This window comes from Nocardioides panaciterrulae (genome assembly GCF_013409645.1).
GTDB classification, from domain to species: Bacteria; Actinomycetota; Actinomycetes; order Propionibacteriales; family Nocardioidaceae; genus Nocardioides; species Nocardioides panaciterrulae.
The window spans coordinates 2,148,156-2,165,391 of sequence record NZ_JACCBG010000001.1 but is presented as its reverse complement, the minus strand read 5'-3'; the positions used below and the strand labels follow the sequence as shown (position 1 = coordinate 2,165,391).

Here is a 17,236-nt window from a genome sequence, read left to right as displayed (position 1 = left end):
GCGAGGGATGACGGGCTCGATGAGCACCTCGCCGGCCCCCGCCGCCTCCGGAGCCTCGCGGGCCCGGATGAACATCGGCGAGGTCCTGGACCAGCTGCGTCCGGACTTCCCGGGCATCACCATCCCCAAGATCCGGTTCCTCGAGGACAAGGGGCTGATCAAGCCCGAGCGGACGCCCGCGGGCTACCGCAAGTTCTCCCACGACGACGTCGACCGGCTCCGCTACGTGCTGCGCATGCAGCGCGACCACTACCTGCCGCTGAAGGTGATCGGGGAGCACCTCGACGCGATCGACCGGGGACTGGAGCCGCCGCCGATCGACTCGGTGGTGCCGACCGTGCCGAGGGTGGCGCTCGCGGCCGACGGGCTGCCCAGCGCCGAGTCCTTCCAGCGCCGCGACGACCTGCGCCTCTCGCGCCGCGAGCTGGTCAAGATCGCGGAGATCTCCGAGGAGCTGCTCGAGCAGCTCGAGCAGTTCGGCCTGGTCACCGCCAGGGCCGGCACCGGCCACTTCGACGGCGACGCCCTGGTGGTCGCCCGGACCGCCCGGGAGCTCGCGGACTTCGGCTTCGAGCCCCGCCACCTGCGCGCGTTCAAGACCGCGGCCGACCGCGAGGTGGGGCTCGTCGAGCAGGTCGTGGCGCCCCACAAACGCGGTCGCGACACCGCCGCCAAGGCGCGCGCCGAGGAGGCCGTCAGCGAGATCGCGGCGCTCTCCGTGCGGTTGCACGCGACCCTGGTCAAGGCCGGGCTGCACTCCTCCTGAGGCCGCCCACACCCGGAGTAGGGTGGTGCCGTGCGCGAAGTCGATGTCATGGGAGTCAGGGTCGAGATGCCCTCCAACCAGCCGATCGTGCTGCTGCGCGAGGTCTCGGGGGAGCGGTACCTCCCGATCTGGATCGGCGCCGTGGAGGCCACCGCGATCGCCTTCGCCCAGCAGGGCGTGGTGCCGCCCAGACCGCTCACGCACGACCTGATGAAGGACGTCCTCGAGGCCACCGGCAACGAGCTGGCCGAGGTCCGCATCACCGAGGTCCGCGACGGCGTCTTCTTCGCGACGCTGGTCTTCGGCTCCGGTGCGGAGGTCAGCGCCCGGCCCTCGGACTCCATCGCGCTGGCGCTGCGCACCGGCTCGCGCATCTTCTGCTCCGAGGAGGTGCTCGACGAGGCCGGCCTGGCCGTCCCGGCCGAGCAGGAGGACGAGGTGGAGAAGTTCCGCGAGTTTCTCGACCAGGTCACGCCCGAGGACTTCGACGCGCACTGATCCGAGCCGCGCCAGCGGTCGGATGAGGGTGGGCGTGCGGGTGAAGATGTCTAACCCTCTACCTGAGGTGGAGGGTTGCGACACGCCGCTCCTGTCGTTGACCCGCCTCGCCGACCGGCCTACCTTGAACTGTCTCTGTTGTAACTCCACCGTTGTGGTCACGCCGGTCCCCGGGTCACCGCACTTCCCCCGGGGGTTACGCCCAACGGAGTAGACCCGCGGAGGACCGAGTGAACGACAACGAGCAGGACCGGGCGCCCAGCCCTGAGGCAGCCCGCGCCGCGGAGGTCGCCCAGCAGCAGGGGCTCCTCTTCGACGACGACGTCTCCCCGCTGCCCAGCGACACCGGCTACCGCGGCCCCACCGCGTGCAGCGCCGCCGGGATCACCTACCGCCAGCTCGACTACTGGGCCCGCACCGGCCTGGTGGAGCCCTCGGTCCGCGGGGCCGCCGGCTCCGGCTCGCAGCGGCTGTACTCCTTCCGCGACATCTTGATCCTCAAGGTCATCAAGCGACTGCTGGACGCGGGCATCTCGCTGCAGCAGATCCGCACCGCCGTGCAGCACCTGCGCACCCGCGGCACCGACGACCTGACCCGCGTGACGCTGATGAGCGACGGCGCCTCGGTCTACGAGTGCACCAGCAACGACGAGATCATCGACCTGCTCCAGGGTGGGCAGGGCGTCTTCGGCATCGCGATCGGCGGCGTGTGGCAGGAGATCGAGGGCACCCTGGCCGAGCTCCCCAGCGAGCGCACCTCCGAGGAGTCCGCGGCCGGCGCGGGCGACGAGCTCGCGGCGCGCCGGGCGGCGCGCAAGATCGGCTGACCACCGCCGACCAGCTCTTTCCCCACTGTGTGGGATGGCCCCGGCCCGAGAGATCGGCCGGGGCTTTCTCATGCCGTAGGCTGGGCAGCGCCGACTATCCCGCACGGGAGAGTCTCCGTTCCCCGGCCAGGAGCCCGGGGTCCGGAGCGCCGAAGGGGCAATTCCTCCCCGGAACCTCTCAGGCGCCAGGACCGTGCGGACCAGGCAGCTCTGGAGCCCGTGGGGTGACCCCCACGGCGTGACAGAGGGGGAGGCGACCCGATCGACCCGATCCGAGGAGCCCTCCATGCCCGACGCCGTCCCCTTCTCCGAGCGCCACATCGGTCCCAGCGTCGAGCAGGTCTCGACCATGCTCGACCGGCTCGGCTTCGAGTCGCTCGAGGCGCTGATGACGGCCGCGGTGCCCGGCGGCATCCGTAGCTCGGTCGGTCTCGACCTGCCGGCGCCGGTGACCGAGGAGGCCGCCGCCCGCGAGCTGCGCGAGCTGGCCGCGGCGAACCGGCCGCTGGAGCCGATGATCGGGCTGGGTTACCACGCCACGGTCACCCCGCCGGTGATCCGGCGCAACGTCTTGGAGGACCCGAGCTGGTACACCGCCTACACGCCGTACCAGCCGGAGATCTCCCAGGGCCGGCTCGAGGCCCTGCTGAACTTCCAGACGGTGGTCGGAGACCTCACCGGGCTGCCCACCGCGAACGCCTCGCTGCTCGACGAGGGCACCGCGGCGGCCGAGGCGATGACGCTGGTCCGCCGCGGGCTCCCTCGACCGAAGGGGGGCAAGGCGGCCGGCCCGTTCGTCGTGGACGCCGACGCGCTGCCCCAGACCGTCGAGGTGGTCCGCACCCGGGCCGAGGCGATGGGCATCGAGGTGGTCGTCGCCGACCTGGCCGACGGCCTGCCCGACGGCGAGCTGAGCGGCGTGCTGGTGCAGTACCCCGGCGCCTCGGGGCGGGTGCTCGACCCGCGGCCGCTCATCGAGGCGGCCCACGACCGGGGGGCGTTGGCCGTCGTCGCCGCCGACCTCCTCGCGCTGACGCTGCTCGAGGCGCCCGGCGCGATGGGCGCTGACGTCGTGGTCGGCTCCACCCAGCGCTTCGGCGTGCCGCTGTTCTACGGCGGCCCGCACGCCGGCTACATGTCGGTCGCCGCCGGGCTCGAGCGACACCTGCCGGGACGGCTGGTCGGGGTGTCCGTCGACGCCGAGGGCCGCCCGGCCTACCGGCTCGCGCTCCAGACCCGCGAGCAGCACATCCGCCGCGACAAGGCGACCTCCAACATCTGCACCGCCCAGGTGCTGCTCGCCGTCGTCGCGTCGATGTACGCCGTCTACCACGGGCCGGACGGGCTGCGCGGGATCGCGACCCGCACCCACCGGCACGCGGTGGTGCTGGCCCGTGCCCTGGAGAAGGGCGGGATCGCCGTCGAGCACGGGCAATTCTTCGACACGCTCTCGGTGCTCGTCCCCGGTCGCGCGCCCGAGGTGGTCGCCTCCGCGCACGAGCTCGGGCTGCAGCTGCGGCTGGTCGACGCCGACCACGTGGGCGTCTCGACCTCCGAGTGCACCACCCGGTCGACGCTGGTGCGCCTGCTCGAGGCGTTCGGAGCCGACGTCGACCTCGACGCGGTCGAGTCCTCGGTCGAGGAGGCGCTCCCGGCCGGGCTGCGCCGGACCACGGCGTACCTCACCCACCCGGTCTTCGCGGAGCACCGCAGCGAGACCGCGATGCTGCGCTACCTGCGCCGGCTCTCCGCCCGCGACTACGCGCTGGACCGCGGGATGATCCCGTTGGGGTCCTGCACGATGAAGCTCAACGCGACCACCGAGATGGAGCCGGTCTCGCTGCCCGGCTTCGCCGACCTGCACCCGTTCGCGCCCGCCGGGGACGCCTCCGGCTATCAGCGGCTGGTCGCCGACCTCGAGGGCTGGCTGGCCGCGGTCACCGGCTACGACCGGGTGTCGATCCAGCCCAACGCCGGCTCCCAGGGCGAGCTCGCCGGGCTGCTGGCGATCCGCGGCTACCACCACGCGCACGGCCAGGAGCGGCGCGACGTCTGCCTGATCCCGTCCTCGGCGCACGGCACCAACGCCGCCTCGGCGGTGATGGCGGGGATGAAGGTGGTCGTGGTCAAGGCCGCCGACGACGGCGCGGTCGACCTCGAGGACCTCCGCGCGCAGTGCGCGAAGCACAGCGAGACGCTGGCCGCGATCATGGTCACCTACCCCTCGACCCACGGCGCCTACGAGGACTCCATCACCGAGCTGTGCCGGATCGTGCACGAGCACGGCGGCCAGGTCTACGTCGACGGCGCCAACCTCAACGCGCTGCTCGGCTACGCCCGGCCCGGTGAGTTCGGGGGCGACGTGTCCCACCTGAACCTGCACAAGACCTTCTGCATCCCGCACGGCGGCGGCGGGCCGGGGGTCGGACCGGTGGCGGTGCGCGCGCACCTGGCGCCGTACCTGCCCTCGCACGCGATGCACCCCGAGCCGGCCAAGCGCGAGGGGATCGGCCCGATCAGCGCCGCGCCGTACGGCTCCGCGGGCATCCTGCCGATCTCGTGGGCCTACATCCGGATGATGGGCGCCGAGGGCCTGACCCGGGCCACCGCGGTCGCGGTGCTCTCGGCCAACTACGTCGCCGCCCGTCTCGGCGAGCACTTCCCGGTGCTCTACCGCGGGCACGGTGGCCTGGTCGCCCACGAGTGCATCCTCGACCTGCGCGGGCTCACCAAGGACACCGGCGTGAGCGTCGACGACGTCGCCAAGCGGCTCGTCGATTACGGCTTCCACGCACCGACCATGTCCTTCCCGGTCGCCGGCACCCTGATGGTCGAGCCGACCGAGTCCGAGGACCTCGGGGAGATCGACCGCTTCTGCGACGCGATGATCGCGATCCGCGCCGAGATCGACCGGGTCGCGGCGGGGGAGTGGACCCCGGAGGAGTCGCCGCTGCGTGGCGCGCCGCACACCAGCCGCGCGCTGGTGGGCGACTGGGACCGGCCCTACTCCCGCGAGCTGGCGGTCTTCCCGGCCGGCACGACCGGCCCGAACGGGGTCGCGGACAAGTACTGGCCGCCGGTCGCCCGCATCGACCAGGCCTACGGCGACCGCAACCTCGTGTGCGCCTGCCCGCCCCTGGAGGCCTTCGCCGAATGAGCTCCCGGCCATGACCCCCGAGCCCGTCGCCCCGGTCACCGCCCGGCGCCTGCTGGCCCGCCTCGCGCGGGCCCAGGCGACCGGGCGGCTGCCCTCGGTGGTGGCCGGGGTGCTCCGGGACGGCGGCCTGGTCTGGACGGGGGTGTACGGCGCGGCGCCGGTGCCGGGCCACGACCCCCTCGACGTGCAGTACCGGATCGGGTCGATCACCAAGACCCTCACCGCGGTGGTCGTGCTCCGGCTCGCCCGCGACGGGGTGCTGGACCTGGACACGCCCGCCTCGGCCTGGCTCGGCGACGTCGCCTACGCCGACCGCTCCCTGCGCAGCCTGCTCGCCCACAACTCCGGCATGCCCTCGGAGCCCATCGGGTCGTGGTGGGAGCGCTCGTCCGGGATGAGCTGGGAGGAGCTCACCGAGACCCATGACGGGGCCGGGGAGGTCTTCCCCCACCTGCAGCAGTTCCACTACTCCAACCTGGGCTTCGCGCTGCTGGGCGAGGTGGTCGCCCGCGCCTGCGACGGGTCGTGGTGGGAGGCGGTCCGGGCCAGGGTGCTCGAGCCGCTGGGGATGACGCGCACGACGTACCTGCCCCAGGGGGCGGCCGCACCGGGCCACAGCGTGCACCCGTACGCCCGCACGCTCGTGGACGAGCCGGCCACCGACACCGGGGCGATGGCCCCGGCCGGCCAGGCCTGGTCGACGCTGCACGACCTGGCGACCTACAACACCTTCCTGCTCCGCGGGCACCCCGACGTGCTGTCGCTGGAGGACCTGCACGCCGCGTCGCACCCGCAGTCCGGGGACCGCGACGACGCGCTCGGCTACGCCCACGGACTGGGCTTCCAGCTCCAGGCCGGCGGCTCGGGCATGCTCGTCGGGCACACCGGCTCGATGCCCGGGTTCCTCGCGGGTTGCTTCGTGGACCGGCCCCGCCGTACCGGCGCCGTGGTGCTGACCAACGCCACCACGGGGCTGACGCCCGGGGACCTGGTGGCCGGGCTGCTCGAGGAGCTCGAGCTCAGCGAGCCCACCGTCCTCGCGCCGTGGCGGCCGACTCGCGCGGTGCCCGCGGAGCTGGCCGACGTGCTCGGCGTGTGGCACTGGGGCAACACGCCGTTCGTGTTCGCCCTCGACGGTGACGAGCTCGTCGCGTCGCGGGACGGCGCGGTCAAGTACCGCTTCGGCGTCGTCGACGGACGGGTGATCGGCACCTTCGGCTACCACGCCGGCGAGGAGCTGCGCGTCGTACGCCGGCCGGACGGGTCGGTCGGCCACCTCGACGTGGCCACGTTCGTCTACACGCGGACGCCGTACGACCCGGAGGCCCCCATCCCCGGCGGGCCCCCGGGTCGTGCCGACCGCTGATCGCCGGCTCAGCCGGTGATGTCGGTCTTGGTGACCTGCAGGTCGTAGAAGAACGCGTTGTCGCAGGTCAGCGGCACCGTCCGGTGCCGCCAGGTCAGCGTCAGGTCCCCGACCAGCTTGCGGTGGTAGCCGTCGACGACGATCTCCTGGCCCGCGTCGGTGTACTCCTCGTGGACCTGGGTGCGGTGCCGCAGCCGGGAGGCGTGGCCCTCGATGACGGCGCGGTGGCCGCCCACCCGGATGCTCCCGTGGACCTGCGTGTGGTCGACGAAGCCGTCGGCCACCTCCCGGGAGCCGCCGACCTGGTCGCCGTCGCTGCCCAGCAGGACCTGGATGACGGCGGGATGGCGGTTGTTCTCGTACAGGCTGGCGTTGATCGTCCGGCCGCGGATGGTCCCGCCGCACTCGATGACGTAGCCGAACTCGCGGGTGGTGGCGCCCTCGGTGGCTGCGGCGGCCGCGGTGGCCGGGGCGGCTGCGGCGACCGTGGTCGCCGGGGCGGCGGCTCCGGCCGACGCGACACCCAGCCCGGTCAGGGCGGAGGTGGCGGCCGCGGCCAGCGCCAGAAGTGGCTGGGTGCTGCGCATGGGGGTTCTCCTGTGCTCGGTGGTGATGTCGACGCAGATACGCCCCGCCGGGCGGGTTGGTTGCACCCGACTTCCGCGGTCCCGTGGATGTCCCGAGCCGAACGGGCCGTTGGTCCCTCCCCGGCCCTGCAAGCGGGGGTGACGCTGCGAACGTGAGCGACACCGCCACGATCCAGCTGCCGCAGGCGGTCCGGCCCGGGCCGGACCCGCGGGCGCGCCGCGACCACCGGTGGGCGTGGTGGTCGCTGCTGCTGTTCCTGCCCTCGCTCGCCGCGGCGATCGCGGTCGGGGAGTTGCTGGCCACCGCCTACGGCTACTCCGGCTTCGAGACCTCCACCGCACCGGGTTGGCTCGCGGTCGCCGTGGGGTATCCCGCGCTGCTCGTCTTCATGGCGCCGGCGCTCCTCACCAGCCACTACGGCATGAACGCGGTCCACCGCGGGGTGCGCGGCGGCGTCGTACCCGTCTGTGTCGCCTGGGCGCTCCCGCTGGTGTTCCTGGTCCAGAACCTGCTGGCCTGGAAGGTCGGCTGAGGATGCGAGAGGTGGGGGCGTACTCCCCGGCCTGTGTCGGACGTCCGTGCTCTGATGGTCGAATGCATGAGGTCGTTGTCGGCGCGCTGGTTCGCGAAGGTCGAGTCCTGCTCGCGCATCGCAGACCGGACAAGCGTGCGTACCCGGATGTGTGGGAACTGCCCGGGGGCCTCATTGAGGCTGGCGAGTCGGAACTTGAGGCGCTCACGCGGGAGCTGCATGAGGAGCTCGGCGTGCAGATAGCGACGGGCTCGGCGTCCCATCTCTGTCGGCTGACCGCAGGACCTGCAGAGGAGCCGGCACTCCTGAGCGCTTGGCTGGTGCGTGATTGGCAGGGGACGCCAGCGAACGTCGCTCCCGAGGAGCACGACGGCCTCGAATGGTTCGAGCTCGAGGAGCTGCCCCCTCCCGCCCACGTGCTCGTGCGCACGGCTCTGGTGAACGCGTTCCACTCACGGAACGGTCAGAGGGCCTGGGAGACGCTGGACATGTTGAAGTCGGGGACCCGCAGCGCCGGGGTGGCGGTGCGGCTGAAGTAGTCGTCGCCCCACTCGCGGCTGAAGCTCGGCACCGTCTGGGAGGCGTGCGAGAACCGGCGGAGCAGGTCGACCGGGCTCTCGTTGAACCGGAAGTTGTTCACCGCGCCGGTGATCTCGCCGTTCTCGACGAGGTAGACCCCGTCGCGGGTGAGGCCGGTCAGCAGCAGGCTCTGCGGGTCGACCTCGCGGATGTACCACAGGCAGGTCAGCAGCAGGCCCCGCTCGGTGCCGGCCACCAGGTCGTCGATGCTGCCGGTGGCCCCGTCGACGCTGAGCACCAGGTTGTCGATCGCCGGGGTGACCGGCTGGCCGGTCATCGCCGCGGAGTGCCGGGTCTGCAGGAGGGCGGACAGCTCGCCGTCGCGGATCCAGTCGGTCCGCGCGAGCGGGAGGCCGTTGTCGAAGACCGAAGACTCGTTGCCCGAGGACGTCGCGACGTTGAACGGCGCGCACTCCAGGCCCGGGTACGCCGGGTCCGAGTAGAGGTCGACGCCCGGCGCGACGATGCGCTCGCCGATCCGGGTCCCGCCGCCCCGGTGGCTGTAGACCGACTGGCCCTCCCAGGCGACCCGGGCGCCGGCGTACCAGTAGGCGTCGATCATCAGGTCGGCGGTCGCGGCCGGGGGCAGGATCGTGTCGTACCGGCCGGCCGGCAGCTCCACCCGTCGGGTCGCCCAGCCGAGCCGCTCGGCGAGCGCGGCGTCCATGGCGAGCGCGTCGACGTCGGTGAAGTCGCGGGTGGCGCCGCCCACCCAGGCGCTGGTGCCGAGGTCGGCGGTCTTGCCGGTGCACCCGTAGTGCCCGGTGGGCTGGACGTGGCGGAGCCGCAGCCCGGTGCTGGAGCCGAGGTAGGTCGTGGTCAGCTCGTGGTTGACGAAGCCGTAGAGCAGGCGGTCCTGCGCGGTCGCCCGCCCGAACGCCTCGCCCAGCGCCGGCGCGAACGCGTCGTAGACGTGCACGTCGGTGTGGACCGGGCCCAGGTCCCAGTCGGGGGCAGCCTCACCGGCGACCAGCTCCGCGGCGTCCTCCGCCGCCGAGCCCGCCCGGGCGGCGGCGTCCGCACCCTCCACCAGGGCGGTCATCTGCTCGGTCGAGCTCGCGCTGCCGGTGACCGAACCGGCGGCGATCCCGTCGGCCCGCTTCACGAACGACACCACGGTGGCGGTGACGGCGTGCATCACGCCGTTCGTGGTGAGCGTGTTGTTGGCCCAGCGGAGGTTCGCGCTGGTCGCGTCCCGCACGATCACGACGCAGTCGTCGGCGGTGCTGGTGGCGAGCGCGTGCTCGACGAGCCCCTGGGGGCTGCTGTCGGCGATGTCGGAGATGTTGGCGGAGAGGGTCATCAGTGGCCTGCCTCGTCGGTGGTGTTCAGGATCCGCACGCCCCGGAAGAGCGAGGTCGGGCAGCCGTGGCTGACCGAGGCGACCTGGCCGGGCTGGGCCTTGCCGCAGTTGAACGCGCCGCCGAGCACCCAGGTCTCGGGGCCGCCCACGGCCTCCATCGAGCCCCAGAACTCCGTGGTGGTGGCCTGGTAGGCCGCGCCGCGCACCTGACCGACGAGCTCGCCGTTCGCGATCCGGTAGAACCGCTGGCCGGTGAACTGGAAGTTGAACCGCTGCATGTCGATCGACCAGCTCTTGTCGCCGACGATGTAGAGGCCGTCATCCACCCGGCCGATGAGCTCCTCGGTCGAGGGGCCGTCCTCGGCCGGCTGCAGCGAGACGTTGGCCATCCGCTGGATGGGGATGTGACCGGGCGAGTCGGCGTACGCGCAGCCGTTCGAGCGGCCCGGGCCGCCGTCCGGCGCCGTGAGCTCGGGCTTCAGGTGGGCCATCGCCCGGTCGAGCTGGTATCCGACCAGCACCCCGTCCCGGACGATGTCCCAGGACTGGGTCCGCACGCCCTCGTCGTCGTAGCCGATGCTCGCGAGCCCGTGCTCGACGGTGCGATCGCCGGTGACGTTCATGACCGGCGAGCCGTACTGGAGCTTGCCGAGCTTGTCGTACGTCGCGAACGAGGTGCCGGCGTAGTTGGCCTCGTAGCCGAGCGCGCGGTCGAGCTCGGTCGCGTGCCCCACGGACTCGTGGATCGTCAGCCACAGGTTCGAGGGGTCGATGACCAGGTCGTAGCTGCCGGCCTCGACGCTGGGCGCCTTGAGCTTCTCCGCGAGCAGCTCGGGCACCTGCTCGATCTCGCCGTCCCAGTCGTAGCTGCCGTCGGTGAGGTACTCCCAGCCGCGGCCGACCGGGGGCGCGATGCTGGCCATCGAGTCGAAGGTGTCGGCGCCGGCGCCCATCGCCTCGAAGCCGGGCTGCATCCGCACCCGCTGCTGGGTGGTGCGGGTGCCGTGCAGGTCGGCGTAGTACTTGTTCTCCTGCACCTGCTGGAGGTACGCCGAGGCGTGGTCGACGGCCGCGCCCGTGCGCAGCCGGTCGGTCCAGTCGATCAGCAGCGCGGCCTTCTCGGCGACCGGCACGTCCAGCGGGTTGGTGACGTAGGACGAGACCCACGTGACGTCGTCGTACACCGGCTCGGGCGCGATCTCGACCGGGGTGCTGGTCATCTCGGCGGCCAGCAGGGCGACCTGGACAGCGGTCTCGGCGACCCGGGCGGCCTCCTCCGGGGTCAGCACCACTCCGGAGGCGAACCCCCACGCGCCGCGGTGGATCACCCGGACCGCGAAGCCGAGGTCCTCCTGGTCGCTGGCCCCCTGGAGCACGCCGTCACGGACGCCGAGGTGCTGGTAGCGCACCCGCTCGAACCGGAAGTCCGCGTGGCTCACCCCCAGCTCGCGGGCCCGGGTCAGCGCGGCGTCACCGAGGCGCCGGTAGGGCAGGGCGGTGAAGGTCGGGTCGACTCCCGGGGCACTCATGGGGCGAACCTATCGGAGCGCGCCACCGGTTTCCCGGCGGACGACGCCGGCGCGCGGCGGGTGCGCGCCCTGGCGGGCGCGCTGCGAGAGGGAACGTTCGCAGCCGGGCCCGGGACCTTCGGCAGTCGCCGCCACGAGCCGGCGGTGCCGAGACTGGAGCGAACACGTCTGAGTCCCGTCGCGCGACCGATCCGGGGGAGGAAGGATGCCCGCTGGTTCTGGTCGAGTCCGCCGCCTCGTCGCGGCCCTCCTCGCCCCGGCCCTGCTCGGATCGGCCCCGCTGGTCGCCGGCTGCTCGGCGGACGCCGGACCCAGCGTGCGGACCGTCGCGGTGATGACCAGGTCCGGATGCCCGACCGCCTACCCGCTGCGGCTCACGCTCACCACGCCCGCGGGGCGGCCGGCACCGTCCCTGCACGACCTGCGCGGCTGCACCAGTGACCGGCGCTCCGGGCCGGTGCTCTTCTACGACGGCAGCCGCGCGGCCTGGACGACCCAGCCCGGCGCCCACTCGTTCCGGGTGGTCGGCGGCGACCTGTGGACCAGGTGGCTGCGCGCCCACGTCGCCGTGCCGCCGGGCCTGGTGCTGCCGGGGGAGTCGGCACTGGTCTGGGGACCCGCCGACGACGCCTCCTGGAGGCTGGCGCGCGGCTGGTCCGTGGCCTGGACCAGCCTGATGGCAGGCGTGCAGGCGCTGCCCGCGCACGGCACGGACTCCCAGGCGGTGGCGGCCCGGGCCGGCTCGGTGCGCGGCAGGGCCCTGGTCAGCTGCGCGCTGACCGCGCTGCACCTACGGCGTACCGGCTCCCTGGTCGGGAGCCCCTCGGACGTGCCGCCGCCGGCCACCCCGCTCACGCCGAGTCCCACGGTGCCGACGAGTCCCACGGTGCCGACGGGGCCCTCGTCGTCGGCTCCGACCGAGCTGTCGGGGTCGGCGCTGCGGGGACTCACCGGTCTCGACGCGCTCCAGACGACGTGGAGCCCCACCTCCTCGGCGTGCGCGACGGACTGGCAGCACGGGGACCGTCAGATCGCGCCCGGGTCCGGCTCGCCGGTGCGCTGGTGGACGGCGTGGCAGCGGGCCAAGGCATGGCTGTCCGGGACCGCCGGCGCCCTGCAGTGGCTGGACGACGACCGCCCTGTCGTGGTCCGGACCCGGTCCTGAGCGCCGTCGGTGGACGGACGGAACGGGGTCGGATGGAACGAAGGAGAGAGTGCACATGGACGATCCGGTGGTGGCCCAGCTCGCGGCGTACAACGCCCACGATGTCGACGGTTTCGTCGCCTGCTACGCGGTCGACGCCGTGGTCACCAGCGGCGACGGCCGCTCCTTGATGACCGGTCACGCGGAGATGCGGGACGCCTACAGCCGGCTCTTCGCCCACCATGCCGACGTGCACGCCGACGTCATCGAACGGCTGTGCGAGCGCGACTGGGTGGTCGACCACGAGCGCGTGCTCACTGGCGGCGAGACCACCGGGTACGTCGTCGCCTACCAGGTGCGGGACGGTGTCATCAGCCGGGTCGTCATCCTGGGTGACTGACGGTCGTTGCGCTCAGCGGGTGCGGTCTGGCCGGCGTGCGGAATGGCTGGCTTGCGGAATGGTGACCAACCGCAGTCCGGGGGTGGGTCGGGTTGCGGACTGTCGCCATTCCGCAACGGGAAGGCCGGCGACCCGCCTCGACCGGAATCCCGGCCGGGTGGCCCCCAGCCTGGGTGGGCCGGGCTCCCCGGGGTCATCGAATGGTGGGAAACCGCATTCCGGGGGCGGGTCGGATTGCGGATTGTCGCCATTCCGCAAACCGGAAGCCCGGCGACCCGCCTCGCCCGGCCCCTGCCCCCGGCCGCCGGGGGGCCGGCGACAGGTCAGCGGGCGACGGCGAGGGTCGAGCCGTGCCGGGACTTGCGGACGAGCAGCTGGGCGGGGATCCGGTCGCGCATCTCGGCGACGTGGCTGACCACGCCGACGACCCGGCCGCCGTCGCGCAGGGAGTCCAGGACGTCCATCACGTCGTCGAGGGTGTCGGCGTCGAGGGAGCCGAAGCCCTCGTCGACGAAGAGGGTGTCGAGGTCGGCGCCGCCGGCCTCGTGGGTGATCACGTCGGCGAGGCCGAGCGCCAGCGCGAGGGAGACGACGAACGTCTCGCCCCCCGACAGCGTCGCCGGGTCGCGGGACTCCCCGGACCAGTCGTCGCGCACCAGCAGGCTCAGCCCGCCGCGGGTCTCACCCGCACCGCGCCGACCGGTGTGCTCCAGGGTGTAGCGCTGGTCGCTCATCCGGCCCAGCCGTTCGTTGGCCGCGGCGACCACCTGGGAGAGCCGGTACGCCAGGACGTAGGCGGACAGGCGCATCTGCCACCGGTTGTCCGCGGCCTTGCCGTCGACGAACGAGGCGAGGTGCGCGGTCGCCTCCAGCTCCTCCCGCAGCGGCGCCCACGCGTCGAGTGCGACCGTGAGCTCGGTGAGCAGGCCGTCGAGCCGGTCGCGGCGAGTGGTCCAGCGACTCGCGGTCGTGCGCGCCTCGCCGAGCGCGGCGAGGGCCTGCTCGTGGGAGGCGACGAGCCGGTCGAGATCGGGCAGCTCGACGTCGCCGAGCTCGAGCAGGCCGGGCTCGGCCAGCACCGCCTCCACCGCGGCGAGGCTGCGCTGGTGGCCCGCCACCTCCCGCTCCAGGGACGCGAGCCGGTCGGCGGTCAGGGTGGCCGCGAGCGCGGCCTCGACGTCGTCGAACCCCGCCTCGCCCACGGCTTCCGTGAGGGCCCGCTCCGCCTCGAGGAGGGCGCTCGCGGCCGAGTCCAGCTCGTCGATGGCGCGGATCGCGCGCTCGCCGGCCTCGATGCGGGACCGGTGCAGCTCGAGGAGTGCGCCGAGGTCGGATCGGCCGGAACCCGTCAGCAGCGCCGCCATCTCGTCGCGGACCGTCGCGACCTCCTCGCGGCACCGCGCGAGCGTGGTCGCGAGCGTCGCGAGCTCCCGCTCCTGCACCAGCATCCGCTCGCCGAGCCCACTCAGCTCCGCCTCGGCCGCCTCCAGCGCCGCGGCGAGGTGGTCCGCACGGTCCGCCCGCTCCTGCAACGAGGTGAGCCGGGCGCAGCGGTCGTCCAGCGCGGCGGCGAGCTCGTCGCGGCTCGCAGGCCCGGCCTTCTCGCCGGCCACGGCCAGCCGCGTCTCCAGGTCACGGACCCGCAGGTCCCGGGCGAGCTCGTCGGCCTTGACGTCGTCGAGGGCGCGCTGGGCGGCGCGCTCGGTGCGATCGTCCGGCGAACCGGGCGCCGAGCTGGCCTTGGCCGGGTGCTCGGCCGACCCGCACACCGGGCAGCAGGCACCGGCGGCGAGCGCACCGGCGAGCTCGGCGGCCATGCCGTCGATCCGTGCCTGGCGCAGCGCGAGCAGCTCCTCGTGGCGGCTGAGCGTGAGCTCCCGGGCCGCGAGCCAGTCCTCGCGTGCCGCGGCCAGCTCGCCGGTCACGGCGACGAACTGCTCCGCCGCGGCCAGCCGCTCCCGCAGCCGGGCGACCTCCGCCGTGATCCGCTCGGCCTCGGCCGCGGCCTCTCGGGCGTCGCTCAGCTGCTCGCGCAGGTCGAGGATCCGAGCCGGCAGCGCCCCGCGGGTGGCGCGGGTCTCCGCCGCCGTCCCGGTCAACGACGTGTGCCGGGCCTCGAAGGCGGGGATCTCGGCCGTCAGCTCGCGCAGTCGCGCCTCCCGGGGAAGGGCGGCCCGCACCCCCGCAGCGAGGTCGGTGGCGTCCCGCACCGCCTGCTCGAGGGTGCCGCGGTCGGCGAAGAGCAGGTCGAGCATCTCCGCCGCGGCCTCGCTCGTCCGGGCGGCCTCGGCCTCCGCCGCCCGGACGGTACGACGGGCCCCGGCCGCCAGCCGTGCCAGCGGGACCACGGGGGCGGCCCGCCGGGCCCGGTCCAGCGCCGAGACGTCGGCGGCGTGGGCGGTGGCGAGCCCGGCCAGGCGGGCGTGCTCGACGCGGGCCTCGTCGAGGCGGCGGCGGCGCTGGTGCAGGTCGCGGGCCTCGTCGAGCCGCCCGCGCAGCTCCGCCTCGGACCCGGCGGCGGCCTCGGCTGCGGCGCTGCTCTCCTCGGCCCGGGCCGAGGCGCCCGCGTGCAGGTCGGCGGCCCACGCCAGCAGGGCACCGGCCCCCGCGGGCGCGGCGAGGTCGTGCAGGTCCCGGTCGTCGGGGCAGGGCGTCCCGGCCGCCTCGCTCACCCGGCTGAGCTGCTGGGCGACGCTGCGCTGGGCGCCGTCGGACTCGCGTCGCAAGGCCACCCGGCGCTCGCGCAGCCAGCGTTCGACGTCCTCGAACCGGCCGGTGCGGAAGAGCCGCTGGAGCAGCTGGTGACGCTCCTCGGAGCGGGCGCGCAGGAAGGTCTGGAAGCGTCCCTGGGGGAGCAGCGCCACCTGGGTGAACTGCCCGAGGTTCATGCCGAGCAGCGCGGTGACCAGGTGCCCGGTCTCGTCGAGCCGGCTGGAGAGCGGCTGCCACACCCCGCCGACCCGCTCGCTGAGCGTCACCGAGGCCTGGGCGGTGGTCAGGCCGGTGCCGCGCTTCTTCGGGCGCTCCCAGGCCGGTGACCGTTCGAGACGGAACCGGCGCCCGGAGAGGGTCACCTCCAGCTCGACCCGGGGCGCGAGGCCCGGTGGGGCCTGGTCGCAGCGCAGCCGCCGGGCACTTCCGCGGTCGCCGGGGACGTCGCCGTACAGCGCGAAGCAGACGGCGTCGAGGACGCTGGTCTTGCCCGCCCCGGTGGCCCCGGAGAGCAGGAACAGCCCGGCGTCGGAGAGCTGGTCGAAGTCCACCGACACGGTGTCGGCGAACGGGCCGAAGGCGGTCACCTCGAGCCGGTGCAGGCGCATCAGACCCCCGCCCCCGGCCCACCGGCTGCGCCAGCGGACGGGACGAGCACGTCGACGTCGGCGTCCTCGCAGCAGGCGTCGAACGCCTCGCGCAGCAGCGCGCCCTCGGCCGGCGTCGCGGGCGCGCCGCGCATCTCCTCGACGAAGTCCAGGGCGATCGCGTGCTCGCTGCGGCCCTGCACCCGCGCCGCGGGCGCGGTCGCGGCGTCGCCGGCGAGCGGCTCGAAGCCGAGCACCAGCGTGTGCGGGAACCGCGCGCGCAGCCGCTCCATCGCCTGGCGCGGACGCACGTCGTCGGTGAGCGTCGCCTGCACCCAGGAGGCCTCGTGCCCGGCGAGGGCGGGGTCGGCCAGCAGCGACTCCAGGCTGCCGCGCAGCCGGGCCAGCGGCCGGGGGACCGGGGCCTCGACGAACTCCACGCTCCCGAGCCCGGTCGGGCCCAGCTCCACCAGCCACGAGCCCTTGCGGTGGGTCGCCTCGGAGAAGGAGTAGGCGAGCGGCGAGCCGCTGTAGCGCACCGCCTCGGTGAGCGTGTGCCGGCCGTGCAGGTGCCCCAGCGCGACGTAGTCGACACCGTCGAACAGGGAGGTCGGCACGATCGACACGCCGCCGACGCTGATGTCGCGCTCGGAGTCGCTGGGCTCCGCGCCGGCGACGAACGCGTGCGCCAGCACCACCGAGCGGACCCCGGACCGGCCCGCGAGGTCGGCCCGCACCCGCCGCATCGCCTCGGCCAGCGCCGCCTCGTGGGAGCGACCCGGCAGCCCCCAGGGCTCCCGGACCGCGCTGGGGTCGAGGTAGGGCAGGCCGTGGACGGCGACCGGGCCGTGCTCGTCCTCGAGGAGCACGGGCGCCCCGACCGTGCCGGCGTCGGTGCGGATGAAGACACCGGCCGCGTCGATCAGCCGGGAGCTGAACCCCAGCCGCTGGGCTGAGTCGTGGTTGCCGCTGGTGATCACGACCTTTGCGCGCGAGGCCGCCAGCCGGGCCAGCGCCTCGTCGGCGAGCCTCACGGCGTCGACGTGGGGCAGCGCCCGGTCGTAGACGTCGCCGGCGACCAGCACCAGGTCGACCCGCTCGCGCTCGACCACGTCGAGGAGGTGGTCGACGTACGCCGCCTGGTGGGTGAGCATCCCCTCGCGGTGGAACGACCGGCCCAGGTGCCAGTCGGAGGTGTGCAGGATGCGCATGGGACCAACCTAGGAAGGACCACCGACAGTCCGGCGC

The 17,236-nt window shown here is 73.9% G+C and carries 14 protein-coding genes and 1 riboswitch; of the genes, 9 read left to right on the top strand and 5 right to left on the bottom strand.

Annotation, left to right across the window (positions count from 1 at the left end):
* Window positions 1–19: 19 nt before the first annotated feature.
* The 5 genes from ftsR to BJZ21_RS10135 all read left to right on the top strand — a co-directional run bounded on the left by ftsR (window position 20) and on the right by BJZ21_RS10135 (window position 6,614).
* Window positions 20–766, top strand: coding sequence for a transcriptional regulator FtsR (ftsR, locus tag BJZ21_RS10155; RefSeq protein ID WP_179663623.1), 747 nt, complete (start codon window positions 20–22; stop codon window positions 764–766).
* 30 nt (window positions 767–796) lie between these two features.
* Window positions 797–1,264, top strand: a complete 468-nt coding sequence (locus tag BJZ21_RS10150) for a bifunctional nuclease domain-containing protein (RefSeq protein ID WP_179663622.1) — start codon at window positions 797–799, stop codon at window positions 1,262–1,264.
* Between the two features lie 230 nt (window positions 1,265–1,494).
* Complete coding sequence (locus tag BJZ21_RS10145) at window positions 1,495–2,091, top strand: MerR family transcriptional regulator (protein ID WP_179663621.1); 597 nt, start codon at window positions 1,495–1,497, stop codon at window positions 2,089–2,091.
* A 94-nt stretch (window positions 2,092–2,185) separates the two neighbouring features.
* Window positions 2,186–2,295: riboswitch (glycine riboswitch) on the top strand.
* An 82-nt stretch (window positions 2,296–2,377) separates the two neighbouring features.
* A complete protein-coding gene (gene gcvP / locus BJZ21_RS10140; protein ID WP_179663620.1) occupies window positions 2,378–5,248 on the top strand; it encodes an aminomethyl-transferring glycine dehydrogenase in 2,871 nt (956 codons plus the stop codon).
* 10 nt (window positions 5,249–5,258) lie between these two features.
* Window positions 5,259–6,614 (top strand): serine hydrolase domain-containing protein, encoded by a 1,356-nt coding sequence (locus tag BJZ21_RS10135; protein ID WP_179663619.1) that lies wholly within the window; start codon window positions 5,259–5,261, stop codon window positions 6,612–6,614.
* Between the two features lie 8 nt (window positions 6,615–6,622).
* Here the strand turns inward: BJZ21_RS10135 and BJZ21_RS10130 are convergent, their stop codons facing one another.
* A complete protein-coding gene (locus BJZ21_RS10130) occupies window positions 6,623–7,201 on the bottom strand; it encodes a hypothetical protein (RefSeq protein ID WP_179663618.1) in 579 nt (192 codons plus the stop codon).
* Window positions 7,202–7,353: 152 nt separating this feature from the next.
* Between BJZ21_RS10130 and BJZ21_RS10125 the strand changes: the two genes are divergently transcribed.
* Both BJZ21_RS10125 and BJZ21_RS10120 read left to right on the top strand, forming a co-directional pair.
* Entirely contained in the window at window positions 7,354–7,734 is a 381-nt protein-coding gene (locus tag BJZ21_RS10125) for a hypothetical protein (protein WP_179663617.1), read from the top strand.
* Window positions 7,735–7,796: 62 nt separating this feature from the next.
* On the top strand, window positions 7,797–8,273 hold the full coding sequence (locus tag BJZ21_RS10120; protein ID WP_179663616.1) for an NUDIX domain-containing protein: 477 nt from the start codon (window positions 7,797–7,799) through the stop codon (window positions 8,271–8,273).
* Here BJZ21_RS10120 and BJZ21_RS10115 read toward each other — a convergent pair.
* Both BJZ21_RS10115 and BJZ21_RS10110 read right to left on the bottom strand, forming a co-directional pair.
* Window positions 8,198–9,616, bottom strand: coding sequence for a metallopeptidase TldD-related protein (locus BJZ21_RS10115; RefSeq protein WP_179663615.1), 1,419 nt, complete (start codon window positions 9,614–9,616; stop codon window positions 8,198–8,200). The genes BJZ21_RS10120 and BJZ21_RS10115 overlap by 76 nt on opposite strands.
* Window positions 9,616–11,145 carry a TldD/PmbA family protein gene (locus BJZ21_RS10110; protein WP_179663614.1) on the bottom strand — a complete coding sequence of 510 codons (1,530 nt, stop codon included), beginning with the start codon at window positions 11,143–11,145 and terminating at the stop codon, window positions 9,616–9,618. Before BJZ21_RS10110 ends, BJZ21_RS10115 begins: the two co-directional genes overlap by 1 nt.
* A gap of 205 nt (window positions 11,146–11,350) precedes the next feature.
* Here BJZ21_RS10110 and BJZ21_RS10105 point away from each other — a divergent pair, with 205 nt between their 5' ends.
* Together BJZ21_RS10105 and BJZ21_RS10100 are read left to right on the top strand one after the other, a co-directional pair.
* Window positions 11,351–12,310 carry a hypothetical protein gene (locus BJZ21_RS10105; protein ID WP_179663613.1) on the top strand — a complete coding sequence of 320 codons (960 nt, stop codon included), beginning with the start codon at window positions 11,351–11,353 and terminating at the stop codon, window positions 12,308–12,310.
* Between the two features lie 55 nt (window positions 12,311–12,365).
* The gene (locus BJZ21_RS10100) at window positions 12,366–12,689 is read left to right on the top strand and encodes a nuclear transport factor 2 family protein (protein WP_179663612.1); all 324 of its coding nucleotides are present in this window, start codon (window positions 12,366–12,368) and stop codon (window positions 12,687–12,689) included.
* Between the two features lie 323 nt (window positions 12,690–13,012).
* Here BJZ21_RS10100 and BJZ21_RS10095 read toward each other — a convergent pair whose 3' ends face one another.
* Window positions 13,013–16,009 carry an AAA family ATPase gene (locus tag BJZ21_RS10095; protein ID WP_179663611.1) on the bottom strand — a complete coding sequence of 999 codons (2,997 nt, stop codon included), beginning with the start codon at window positions 16,007–16,009 and terminating at the stop codon, window positions 13,013–13,015.
* A complete protein-coding gene (locus tag BJZ21_RS10090) occupies window positions 16,009–17,199 on the bottom strand; it encodes an exonuclease SbcCD subunit D (protein ID WP_179663610.1) in 1,191 nt (396 codons plus the stop codon). Before BJZ21_RS10090 ends, BJZ21_RS10095 begins: the two co-directional genes overlap by 1 nt.
* Window positions 17,200–17,236 lie beyond the last annotated feature (37 nt).